We start from the raw sequence: 12,609 nt of genomic DNA on the forward strand, positions 1-12,609 counted from the left end.
CGTTTAAGTAAAGATTATGAAAGATTACCCCAAACCTCGGAGACATTTATCTATATTGCGATGATTCGGATTATGGTCAGACGATTGGCATGATTTTTGACTGGTTTTGACTTTTAAAACATCCTCTTAGAGGTTGTTTAAAAAGTAGTTGGTTGTGATTTTAGTTAGAAGAGGACTCAATACTGCGCAGGTTTTGGCAAAAAAATAAAAAACGTGTAGGTTGGGGAGCCACTGCGTTGGGCGGGTTCCCCGACTTGAAGCACGTGGCGTTTGAGGAACGAAACCCAACCGAAGAGCGAGGTTTGTTGGGTTTTGCATTGCGCTCAACCCAACCTACAAATATTAAAAACCTACGCAGTATTGGAAGAGGACTTTTCAAACATCCTCTTAGATAAAGCCCTTGAATGATGCTAACATTAGCAGCCCAAGACCACAGTGTCTAAGACAAATAATCGGAGATGAACAAGTGTATGGTGAGCGAAATACAACCAACAACTCAGACTTTATACGACCAAGATTATTACCTTTGGCTCAAGACAACCATCAACCAACTTCGCGCTGGGCAATTTTCATCTCTAGATTTAGATAACTTAACTGAAGAGTTAGAAAATATGGCTAGGAGCGAAAAGCGAGCAGTCAAAAATCTGTTGATTCGACTTTTTGAACACCTGCTTAAGCTCACATACTGGGATCAGGAACGGGAGCGAAATGAAGGGCATTGGAAAGGAGAAATCAGGACATTCCGTAGAGAGATTAAGGATCGACTCAAAGATAGTCTTAGTCTTAAGCCTTACATCTTAGAAATTTTTGATGAGTGCTACAAAGAAGCAAGAGCAGAAGCCAGCGATCGCTCAGAACTTCCTATTGATACATTTTTGATTGTACTTCTTGGCTCTTTAGAACAAATTTTAGATGAAAACTGGTTTCCCGAATATGACCACAATCATGATCGTAAAGCCGAAGGGTTAAAATAAATACGCAACTTGGGCTTCCATAGGAGTTATCCAGCCGTGCAGCCGGACTTAATAGGCTTGGAAATTAGTAAGGGGGAACTAAGACGTTTGACTGGATTCGATCCAGAAGACGTTTTTAGACCTTCTGTTTTGCGAGATGGGAAAAAGCGATTAGGGTTTTTGATCAATGAAATGCTGGTGACGCTGGCGCTAACGCCGATAATCGTTGGCTTCGTTTACGCGTTTATTATTCTGCCAACAATTGGTTCTTCAATTCGACTAGGGATTCTCTTACTAATTCTAGTGCCAATCCCCATATTAGTGGGGCGATCGCTCTGGCGACAATTAACCTGTCCGGAAGGACTGACAATACTTTTAGATGAAGTTGATAAATATCATGACCTGATTAGCGCCATAGATATTAATGACCAATTGGCAGCATCAGGAAATGTAGAAAGCAGTTTTCATGACCGAGATCAAGTAACCGCCGCCCTGCAACTGATTAGAGAAGATTTAGTCCGCGCTTTGAAAACGGAACGAATTTTGCGAGATAATAAAAGATTGCTTGCTAATAATCAAGAGTTATTTGTCAATAATTTAGCTAGTCTGCAAGCCTTACAAGTTAGTAGTCAAGCAGGTGAATATGCTCAACTGCTAAATCAATCATTGCAAATTGCGATCGATGTGCAAGCAGAAATCAGAAAATTGCAGAAAGGCTGAGTGCAGGTTTGTAAACCTTGGGCGACTAGAAGTCGCGGCTACACAGACAAAACCTGCCTCCGCAGGTTAGAAAACCCTTGATTTTGCATGCTTTCCACGGAGGTGGACGAAAGCTTGTGTAGTAGCGACTTCTAGTCGCCTAATACTTTTAAAACATCCTCTAAGTAGAGATTACTTAAATGAACAACAAACCCAAAATAATTGTCTTGGATGATGACCCTACAGGTTCTCAAACAGTCCACAGCTGTTTGCTGCTAATGCACTGGGATGTGGACACTCTACGCACCGGGTTGCAGGACGATTCGCCGATTTTCTTTGTGCTGACTAATACTAGATCCCTAACGCCAGAGTCAGCTGCATCTGTTACCAAAGAAGTTTGCCAAAATCTGAAAATTGCTTTGAATGCTGAAGGAATTGACGATTTTCTGATTGTCAGCCGTTCTGATTCCACTTTGCGGGGACATTATCCCATTGAAACCGATGCGATCGCACAAGAACTCGGCCCCTTTGATGCTCATTTTCTTGTCCCAGCATTTTTTGAAGGGGGACGCATCACCCGCGACAGCGTGCATTACTTAATTATTGGCGGTGTCTCTACCCCAGTCCATGAAACCGAATTTGCCCGTGATTCAGTCTTCAGCTACCATCACAGTTACTTACCCAAGTACGTCGAAGAAAAAACTCAAGGAGGAATTAGTGCTGAAGTTGTAGAAAGGTTTCTCCTAGACGATATTCGCGCTGGTAGTTTGTCACGCTTACTAAAACTGACTGGTAATCAGTGCGCTGTCGTAGATGGTGAAACTCAAGCTGATCTCAACCGCTTCGCATTAGACATATTAGCAGCAGCAAGTCAAGGGAAACGCTTTCTGTTTCGCAGTGCAGCAAGTATTTTAACAGCTTTAGCCGCTTTACCACCCCAACCTATTGCCGCCGAAAAGATGGCGCAGTACGTGCGACAAGGCAAACCAGGTGCGGTAATTGTTGGTTCCCATGTGAAAAAGACTACCCAGCAATTAGAGGCACTGTTACGACTAGAAGGAACGGTGGGAATCGAAGTGAATGTAGCACGATTACTTGATGATCCAAATCAATCTGCGGCATTACTAGCTGAAATCCAAGAAAGTACACGGGCGGTACATGACGCTGGGAAAACACCAGTGGTTTATACTAGCCGTCAGGAACTGAGTTTTAAAGATGTCAAGATCCGATTGGAGTTTGGGGCACAAGTTTCAAGTTTATTGATGGATGTTGTGCGCGGTTTACCATCTGATATCGGATTCTTAATCAGCAAGGGTGGTATTACTTCAAACGATGTCTTGAGTACTGGACTAGCTTTAACTTCAGCCCGTTTACTCGGTCAAATTTTAGCTGGTTGTTCAATGGTATTAACGCCATCGGCTCATCCTCAGTTTCCTAATTTGCCTGTGGTGCTGTTTCCCGGTAACGTCGGCGATGCTGATGCCTTGGGGACAGTTTATCAGAGGTTAACCGTGCCAATTTTAGATTTTAGATTTTAAATTAAAGAATGTTTTGGTTGATGTCGGGCTAACGTCCTGCTACGCCAACACGTCCTAGGGGTGACACCAAATCCAAAATCCGTCTTGAAAAGCTTTAAGCAAAGATTCCCTCCGATTAAACTTTTCACAAAATCCCAAATTTAAAATCTGTTGTCTTTTGGCTAGTACTGCATGACTTCTGATTCTGCGATTCCCAATCTCAAGTCAAATTCTGCACTTCCTAATGCAGAATCAAACTCAATCCTTTCTGAGGTAGACGTAAATCCTACTGTTTCTGATGTAGAGTCAGATTCTATCCCCCCGGATGCTGAGTTAAAATCAGTCCTTCTTTATTTAAAATCAAATACTGTACTTGCCGATGTAGAGTCAAATCCTGCTAACCCAGATGTAGAGTCAGATGCTAATCCGGCATCAGATTTTATCCTTACTGATTTAAATCCCGATGAGTCAGCAATATCAGGACATGGCGTAAATGACAATACTCAAGTCCAGTTAAAAAGTAAAGATGGACGACTGTTATTAATTTTGCCTCCAGAATCTCAAGTACCTGCCTCAGAACTTAGTTGGTCTGATATTTGGCAACAAATAAGGCAGCGTCTGAATGCAGGCGATCGCTTCCGGATCTCGAATACACCTGTGCATCTAATGGCACAAGACCGCCTTGTAGATGCCAGACAACTCCAAGAACTTGCCGAAGCTTTAAGTGAAGTCCAACTCCGGCTCATATCTGTCTCCACTAGTCGGCGGCAAACTGCGATCGCTGCCGTGACATCAGGGTATTCTGTAGAACAACTACAGCCCGTAACTTCACTGGCTACAGAGCCGAAAGCAACAGCCATACCCCAGGCAGATGCCCTCTACTTGGAAATGACAGTCCGCTCTGGAGTAGAAATTCGTCATCCTGGTACAGTAATTCTCTTGGGAGATTTAAATCCAGGTGGTATTGTAATTGCAGATGGAGATATTATCATTTGGGGTCGTCTACGTGGAATCGCTCATGCTGGGGCTGGAGGTAATAGTGAGTGTCTGATTATGACCTTGCAAATGGAACCAACCCAATTGCGCATCGCAGATGCTGTAGCTAGGGCACCAGAAAAATTGCCCATGCAATATTCTCCAGAAGTCGCACATATTACGCCCCAAGGGATTCGCATCGCTAGGGCCAGTGATTTTTCCAGAAACCAATTTACTAAGATCAATCAATAGCCCTGAATATTTACTTAAAGAATGAAGGATACAAGGATGAAATATAGCGGTTTTCATGTGGATGGAATACACTACTCTAATCCCTAACACCTTTTCCCTAGCCAAGTGTATTGCACACAACTGAGCGTAAATGTATTGGCGTAGCCTCTCGTAGAGAAACGGCTTGTCGTCAGACATCGTGATCAAAAAATATTCATACCTTGCCCGAATCAGGCAGACCAGATATTTCTTCATGCTTGATACGATACTTCATACTTCATACTGCAATTTACTGTTTTATATTTCCTGAACCCTCATTGACCGCATTTCTATCATGACTCGCATTATTGTGATTACCTCCGGCAAAGGAGGAGTGGGTAAAACCACAGTTTCAGCAAATCTGGGCATGGCTTTAGCCAAAATGGGGCGTCAAGTTGCCTTGGTTGATGCGGATTTTGGTCTGAGAAATTTGGATTTGCTGCTAGGGCTGGAAAACCGCATCGTCTATACTGCGGTGGAAGTCTTGGCCAGAGAGTGCCGCTTAGAACAAGCTTTAGTTAAAGATAAGCGCCAACCCAATCTCGTACTCTTGCCGGCAGCCCAAAATCGCTCCAAAGATGCAGTCACACCAGAACAGATGAAGTTATTGGTGAATGCACTAGCGCAAAAGTATCAATACGTGATTATTGATAGCCCCGCCGGCATTGAAAATGGGTTTAAAAATGCGATCGGCCCAGCAAAAGAAGCGCTAGTGATCAGCACACCAGAAATTTCCTCAGTTCGTGACGCTGACCGGGTAGTGGGGTTACTAGAGGCGCAAGGTATCAAGCGTGTTCATTTAATAATTAACCGCATCAGACCCGCAATGGTGCAGGCAAATGATATGATGTCAGTGCAAGATGTTCAGGAACTTCTCGCCATTCCCCTGATCGGGGTAATCCCTGACGACGAGCGTGTTATTGTATCTACCAATCGCGGCGAACCCTTAGTGTTAGCGGAAAATCCCTCTTTAGCTGCCACAGCCTTTGAGAACATTGCTCGTAGATTAGAAGGGGAAAGTGTCGAATTTCTGGAGATCGACTCGTCCCAAGACAGTATCTTCGCCCGTATACGAAGGTTATTCAGGACAAAGATTGTTTAACTTACTTTTCCAGTCTCCGCCCCAGACCTATTCGTAATGATTGAACTTCTAGAACGACTTTTTTCTCGCGGCCCTGATAGCAGTCGAACTCAAGTTAAACGTCGCCTGCAATTGGTGATTGCTCACGATCGCGCTGATATAGATCCTCAAACATTGGAAAAAATGCGGCAAGAAATCCTAGATGTAGTCTGTCGCTATGTGGAAGTTGAGACAGAGGGCTTGGAGTTCTCCTTAGAAAGCAACCAACGAACCACAGCTTTAATTGCTAATTTGCCCATCCGTCGGGTCAAAGGTGCTATACCTGAGTGGGAAAGGGGTGATAAATAAGTCTTTATAGATAGTTTTAATTTTAAGTACTTTGCCCGTCATAGACATCGCTGGGTGTAAAACATGGCTGAACTATTAGACATAGCTTAACTACCTCGATTCTTGATTATCGTCTAGTATCCGTTTACAGCCGCTCGTACCCCTCAATGAGAAATCAATGAGTGCAGCAATTTTGCAGAGGGGAGTAAATTGTTGTAAAGCTTTTATATTTATGAAGTACAGTCTTATGTGTGTTTGAATCAGTTAATTAGCTATCTAAAATCTGATCCAACTTATTTCTTTTGTCTTTATTTTTTAAGATACAAGTGTTTTTTGCTTTTTAAAAAAAATAAATAAAACTTTATATAACAGTGGAAGGAGCAATGCGATTTTGCGATCTGAACCCAAGCAGAGAGCGATCGCGTGCCAATACGCTTGGGATAAGACTAAAACCCTTGTCCAGTGGATAGTGTAGAGACGTTGCAATGCAACGTCTCTACAGGCCTATGGTTCTCCATAAAATCCTTAACCCAAGCGTATTGCAATACTGCGTAGGTTTTGGAAAATCGTAGGTTGGGTTGAGGCAATGCGTTACCCAACAAAGCCCCCCCAAATGTTGGGTTTCGTTCCTCAACCCAACCTACACGGGTTAAGGTTTTTGGGCAAAACCTGCGCAGTATTGAAGCGTATTGGATCGCGTGCGTACTATTTTGCCCTATTTTAGGCAACGCCAAAAAAATCCCGTTGTCAGCAGTGACGACAACGGGAGTTATAAGATTTTTAATAAATTATCGGTAGGCTACTTGCGGGTCTGCCCAAATTTCTGTAACCTTTTTACCAAAAGTAATCGGCTGATCTTCCTCTGTTGTGGGTAGAGTCTTGCCATCATTAGCAACTTGCATTAATGGCCAGTTTTCTTCACCCAACTCACCTGCACGGAACAATACATGATCCGGTTGCCTTTTACTCCAGCCTAACAATACTGCAATCTTCTCATGTTCTTCCTCATTAGCAGGAGCAACTGTATTAGCGTGGTTTTTTTGCCGATCCCAAATCACGGCACTATCTGTAGAATCACCTGTGTTAAATATACCTTCAAACTTGCGTGCTAAGAAGCGATCGCCTTTTTCCGACCAGCTAACTGGAACTAATACCCCAATTTTACCGCTTGGATCAGTTTCTTCTGAAGACTCGGCCTTTAGAGCCTTTACTTTTAATAAAGGATCGCTAACAGGAGTAGTTGAAGCCATCACCCACAATTTCTTAGTTTGCATATCTTGAATAAACAAAACGCTGGTGACACGGCTGTTGTACATCTGGGGTTTTACCTCTAGTTGCACTCGGCTATAAACAGAATATTTTCCATCTGGAGAAACCACGGGTAGGCTGCGGTAGTGACGCACTCCCGAACCACCATTAGAAGCAATAGCCTCTTGAGTCGCTGTGATCCATTTCCAAGGAATAGGATGAGGACTACCTATAGGATCTATTTGTTCTGTTTGGGACTGATCACGTATTTCAACAACAGGTATTTCCGTCGTTGTGGTTGATTGTGATTCTCTAATAGTTGGTGCTACTTGAGTTGCGATCAATGATTCAGTAAAAGACTTTTCTCTAGAAAGAGAAATTTTTTCTCCTCTCAAAGACTTGACATTAGCAGCTTTGAGTTTTCGGATTAAATTAAGTTGACTAACAGGAACATCTGTTAATGGTGCGAGCTCAACTGCTGCCAAATGATCAGGAACAGTTAAATTGCTGCTTGACACAGAACTATCTGCTTGAGCCAAAGACTCAATTTTATCTGCTGGTAATACTTGCGGTTCCTGGACAGCAGTACTTTGTGTTGGCACAGAGTCAAATTCTCCTGTTAACGAGTTAATTTGATCTGTTTTTAATATTTCAGCGATCTCAGGTTCCCCAACTACAGCTATTTCCTTTGATGCAGAGTCAGACTCTCCAGTCATCGAAGTTAATTTCGCTACTTCGGATTTAACTGGGATCGAGTGACCTGATGCCCCTACTAAGGGTGCGAGTAGTATCACAACTACAACATAATTTACAAATGGTTGCGTACGGAACCATCCTGACAGCAAAAGGGGTTTAAGCATTTGTAGACTCTCTAAAGGGGGGTTGCTATGTGAGAAGCAATACCTATGCAGCAATGGGGCAGGCAGTAATTATATGTATAACAAGAAACTAAAAACTTGGACGAGATATTTGGTTCAAAGTTCGTCGAGTTTTAAAAAAATTAAGTATCATTGTCTACATCTTTTATTACTCAGGTACGGAATATTTTTTTACAAAAATATGCGAGTATAGTAAATATGCTGAGAACTCAGTAATTACTACACAATATATAGTGTTGCTATTGCTATACCTAACCACACCAAAAATATGTCTTGGTCAAGGTTTATTAGAGGTACAGTTTAGACAATAGGGCTGCGAATCTAGTAGTGAAATAACTCGGTTATCGGGGATCGTACTAGCGATCGCTAGTACACAGCAGATAAGCCAGGGTACACACTAAATATAACAACGCAAACCCTCATGATGGTAGAAGTGAGGCGTTAATTAAAAACCTGCGAAAGCGGACGCATAATACATCATACTCAGAGGATATTGGTAGCAGCAACCCCAAGTTATAAATTGCTATCTAAACTACAAAAATAGTTAGAAGACGCAATACTTTTTGGGAAACCCAACTGCATTTAAACCCAATTTCGAGAACATGATCAGGAACACAAAAATTACTCGGTAGATGCTTTAGCGACTCGTGGCGAAAGCCCACTAAGTGACTAGGTTCACTAGAGGCAGATGCAGTTGATAGTAGCTATTACACTTGTCAACTTAACTTTTAAGTCAATCAAGCAGCCTTTGGTTTCACCAACACGAAAACATTGTACCACCAAAGAGCCAATATTATTTACAGGAACTCAACTGTATTTTCCATCTACCGTTAAGAATACAGGAGTTTGCTCCCATGCTGTCTTGGTTGATTCTAAACGGCAGATGCAGCTTAAATGTTGTCAGTTATCATGGTGGCACTTACCATTAACTAGTGAATAATGATTAACAACTAATTTTTTAATGAAAATTGTATTCTTTGGTACACCCCAGTTTGCTGTACCCACCTTGGAAAAGTTATTGAATCATTCAGAATTTGAGGTGCTAGCAGTTGTTACTCAACCAGATAAACGCCGGGAACGCGGAAATCAACTTACGCCAACACCAGTAAAAGCGATCGCTGCTGCTCACAATTTAGCAGTATGGCAACCAGAACGCGTCAAAAAAGACACTGAAGCTTTAACTAAACTCAAACAATTAGATGCAGATGTGTTTGTTGTTGTCGCCTATGGACAGATTTTATCGTCAAAAATCCTAAATATGCCCAAGTTGGGCTGCATTAATGTGCATGGCTCGATTTTACCCAAATATCGCGGTGCAGCGCCGATTCAGTGGTGTTTGTATAACGGTGAGACAGAAACGGGGATCACGACCATGTTAATGGATGCAGGGATGGATACTGGCGCAGTGTTACAAATAGCCACTACACCCATTGGATTACTGGATAACGCTCAAGATTTAGCCTTGATACTAGCGGCGATCGGTGGGGATTTGTTGGTGGAAACTCTATTGAAGTTAGAACGTAAAGAAATTCAACCAATTCCCCAAGATAATTTAGCAGCCACTTATGCACCTCTGATTCAAAAACAAGATTATGCCTTGGATTGGTCAAAAAGCGCAATCCAATTACACAATCAAATCAGAGGCTTTTACCCTAACTGCACGGCTACCTTTCGTAACAACCTGCTGAAAATAACCGCTTCTGCTCCCCTTGCTTCTGTAGGCGATCGCAATCTCCCACCAGAATTACAAGAAGTAGTGCATAAATTGCCTGATTTGTCAAACGTATCAGATAGACCGGGAGTTGTAGTAAGCATTGGCAAAGGAATTGGAGCGATCGTCCAAACTGGGGAAGGTTTGTTGCTGTTGCGAGAGGTTCAGCTAGCTGGTAAACGTCCCCAGTCAGGATGGGATTTTGTGAATGGTACCCGCTTAACTGTGGGAGAAGTTTTTGGTGTAGGGAGTTGAGAGGTTGGCAATTTTAGATTTGGGATTTTGGATTAGGGACTGACAACAAATAAATTACCCAATCTTGTGGGGTGGGCGCTCGTGTCCATAGGTGTCAACTTAACGTTAAAAGGGCGGTTAGAAACCGCGTCTACACAGACGAAACCCGCCTGCGCGGGTTAAAAATATTAATTTTCTCTTAGTCCGCGCAGGCGGACGAAAGTTTGTGTAGCCGCGAATTCCATTCGCCCAGGCTTAAGTTGACACCAATGGCTCGTGTCGCCCCAATACGGTTCGGTTAAGACTAAAAATAAAAATGTGTAGGTTGGGTTGAGCTTTGCGTTACCCAACAAAGAGAAAGAAAATGTTGGGTTTCGTTCCTCAACCCAACCTACGAATATTCTACGAATATTCACAAAGCGAACAGTATTGCGTGTCGCCCACCCCACAATAAGTAGTTGAGTATTTTTTTATTTGTCAGTCCCTTAAAGGACAATACACTTGGGTTAAGCATTTCTTTGTTCTCTTTCTTCTCTTTCTTTGCGTCCTTTGCGTCCTTCTCTCAAGGGGAGACGCTACGCGATTGCGGTTCGTTAAAAAAATTGACTTTGATAAAGAGTTTTAGCCTTAACCCAAGCCTATTGAGTCCTAATCTCAAATCTCAAATCTCAAATTAAATGACTTCTAACTTTTCATAAAAGTGGCAAGATTCGCAAGGGCCATCAGGGTTGACTGCACAGCGAATAATTTCTGAATGAGCATTATAGCAGCAGGTGGCATCCCCGATTACCCAACGTCCCGCCACCAAACTTTTCTCAGATGGCCGTTTAGCAGACTGTACATAAATGACAATATTATGTAAATGGTAGCGTCCAGCTTTAAGTTGGTATCGATGGCGGCGTTCTAAAACCGCGTAGGTTTTACCTTGAAAATCAAGATAGTTTCCGGGTTGGGGTGTCCAATCAAGTTGCACTCTACCGAGTGATTCACGCGGGTGCGTCAGAATCACCTCGGTTTGTAAAGAGTCTGGCTCCATAAGCTTATGTGATTTGATTTACATTATAAGGATGGTATCGCGATCGCTTTCTTTAGCTTACCGAATTTAAATTACAATTAATGATTAACTAAATTTGCGAGAAATATACATATAGTAGGGATAGCAGTGCATCCCTAAAGATTATGGCAACCAAAAGTCAGGTAGGATAGATTTGCTCAACTCCCGCAAAGTTTGGTTGAGCGATCGCGCTACTTGTATATGGGCTTCATCCTCTTCTACAGCTAAAATTTCAGATAGCTGACCTTCTCCCAAATAAGACACCACCAAATTCGCCGCCTCCAAACCAGTAACATAAGCCTTTTCCTGTGACCAGGAACCATGACGGTTCACAATCCAATCCCCGCTCATAAACACATTCTCAAAACTTGTCTTCGCGGGTAACATATAACGATAGCTACCAGGTGCAAAGTGAGTCACCGCCTGATGTAGCCGAATTACACTGCTATCAATGATCTTTGCCTCTCGAAAGGCTGGTACACAAGTTGCTAATTGACCCTGAACGATTGCTAAAATCTCTTCATCGCTCAAACTAAGAAACTGATTTGCGTGATAAAAATCAGCTTCAATTACTGTTCCTGGTTCATCTTGATATTCATCATGTAGGGCATTCAAATCAAAAAATGTCCAACCTGTAGTTGCGTCGAATCCAAAGCAAGCATTAGAAGGACGAGGAATATCAATTTTGCGGTCAAACCATAGTCGCGTTGCTAAAACATCAATTGCTCCTAAATTGCTCAAATTACGGAATTCTTCACGGCTTTGTAAACTAGGACTCATTGAGACAATTTTCTTCATCCCGGTGATCCCAACCGCAAAAATCACGGCATCTGCTTCAATTACTTCATCACCGCAAACCACACCCTTGGCTCGATGATTACTATCAACAATTAAATCTGTAACTCGACGCCTGGGTAATACTCGCGCACCAGCTTTTTCAATACGTTCCACCCAAGGACGAAATATCTTTTCCCCAACAGTTCCCCGACACCAAACTACATCAAAATCCGGTTGATGAGCCAGAATAAAAAAGTAAAGCATCCCTAAAGTTGCTGCGGCTGAACATTGTTCACCAGGGGCAAACAAGCCCACTAATAACATTGGTTCAAAAGCCTCGCGGTAAAGCCGGAAAGAAACATTAAAGTCTTTGAACAATTCACGGGCAGTTACAAAGTCATAGCGCCGCCAAGCTGCATCAGAATTGTCAAAATCAACAACAGCATAAAGTAAAGGTAGGGCGCTCAGACGGTCAATTAGTGGCAGCCGCTTAAACTGAGTATAAAGAAAAGTTCCCAGTGGCGAAGGGAGTCGCGGTAAGTCTTGAAAAATTGGCGATTCAACTTCCAAACCTGCTGGCGAATATTGCGAAGAACGAGTCCAAGTAGTAAAAGGATTAATTCCTAATTCATTGATTAGGGAAAAAATATTTTTGTAAGGATACCAAAAGCCATGAATACCAGCTTCAACAGATTTACCAGCTGCTGTTTGCCAACCTGCCACTAATCCACCGGGATAGGGGCCTGCTTCTAGAAGTGTCACATCGTAGCCTTGTTTTGCTAAATGGTAGGTTGCTCCTAAACCAGCCCAACCAGCACCGACAACTACCACCCGTTTTTGTAATAATCCTTGTACCATCCCGGTCTCCGATTGTTGCAGTCCTAA

General features: G+C 42.7%; 10 protein-coding genes and 1 pseudogene. 8 read left to right on the forward strand and 3 right to left on the reverse strand.

Annotated features, from left to right (window positions below; all coding sequences use genetic code 11):
- The 7 genes and pseudogenes from LC605_RS15480 to minE all read left to right on the forward strand — a co-directional run.
- A pseudogene (locus LC605_RS15480) lies at positions 1–93 on the forward strand (IS5/IS1182 family transposase); the annotation flags it as partial.
- 377 nt (positions 94–470) lie between these two features.
- Positions 471–974, forward strand: coding sequence for a DUF29 domain-containing protein (locus tag LC605_RS15485; RefSeq protein ID WP_229548416.1), 504 nt, complete (start codon positions 471–473; stop codon positions 972–974).
- A 36-nt stretch (positions 975–1,010) separates the two neighbouring features.
- Positions 1,011–1,673: a hypothetical protein gene (locus LC605_RS15490; protein WP_229548417.1), complete on the forward strand. Its 663-nt coding sequence runs from the start codon at positions 1,011–1,013 to the stop codon at positions 1,671–1,673.
- 179 nt (positions 1,674–1,852) lie between these two features.
- Positions 1,853–3,190, forward strand: a complete 1,338-nt coding sequence (locus LC605_RS15495) for a four-carbon acid sugar kinase family protein (RefSeq protein ID WP_229548418.1) — start codon at positions 1,853–1,855, stop codon at positions 3,188–3,190.
- 171 nt (positions 3,191–3,361) lie between these two features.
- A complete protein-coding gene (minC, locus tag LC605_RS15500; RefSeq protein WP_229548419.1) occupies positions 3,362–4,396 on the forward strand; it encodes a septum site-determining protein MinC in 1,035 nt (344 codons plus the stop codon).
- A gap of 313 nt (positions 4,397–4,709) precedes the next feature.
- The gene (gene minD, locus LC605_RS15505) at positions 4,710–5,516 is read left to right on the forward strand and encodes a septum site-determining protein MinD (RefSeq protein WP_100900385.1); all 807 of its coding nucleotides are present in this window, start codon (positions 4,710–4,712) and stop codon (positions 5,514–5,516) included.
- Positions 5,517–5,552: 36 nt separating this feature from the next.
- Complete coding sequence (minE, locus tag LC605_RS15510) at positions 5,553–5,843, forward strand: cell division topological specificity factor MinE (protein WP_229548420.1); 291 nt, start codon at positions 5,553–5,555, stop codon at positions 5,841–5,843.
- Between the two features lie 767 nt (positions 5,844–6,610).
- On the opposite strand, the gene LC605_RS15515 is transcribed toward minE, so the two are convergent.
- On the reverse strand, positions 6,611–7,930 hold the full coding sequence (locus LC605_RS15515) for a hypothetical protein (RefSeq protein WP_229548421.1): 1,320 nt from the start codon (positions 7,928–7,930) through the stop codon (positions 6,611–6,613).
- A 979-nt stretch (positions 7,931–8,909) separates the two neighbouring features.
- On the opposite strand from LC605_RS15515, the gene fmt reads away from it, so the two are divergent.
- On the forward strand, positions 8,910–9,914 hold the full coding sequence (gene fmt, locus LC605_RS15520) for a methionyl-tRNA formyltransferase (protein ID WP_229548422.1): 1,005 nt from the start codon (positions 8,910–8,912) through the stop codon (positions 9,912–9,914).
- A 652-nt stretch (positions 9,915–10,566) separates the two neighbouring features.
- Here the strand turns inward: fmt and LC605_RS15525 are convergent.
- Complete coding sequence (locus tag LC605_RS15525) at positions 10,567–10,929, reverse strand: DUF6464 family protein (RefSeq protein ID WP_229548423.1); 363 nt, start codon at positions 10,927–10,929, stop codon at positions 10,567–10,569.
- Positions 10,930–11,070: 141 nt separating this feature from the next.
- Positions 11,071–12,582 (reverse strand): FAD-dependent oxidoreductase, encoded by a 1,512-nt coding sequence (locus LC605_RS15530; RefSeq protein ID WP_229548440.1) that lies wholly within the window; start codon positions 12,580–12,582, stop codon positions 11,071–11,073.
- Positions 12,583–12,609 lie beyond the last annotated feature (27 nt).

Origin of the sequence: Nostoc sp. CHAB 5836, from assembly GCF_020829445.1 — a bacterium.
In the GTDB taxonomy this organism is placed as follows: domain Bacteria; phylum Cyanobacteriota; class Cyanobacteriia; order Cyanobacteriales; family Nostocaceae; genus Nostoc.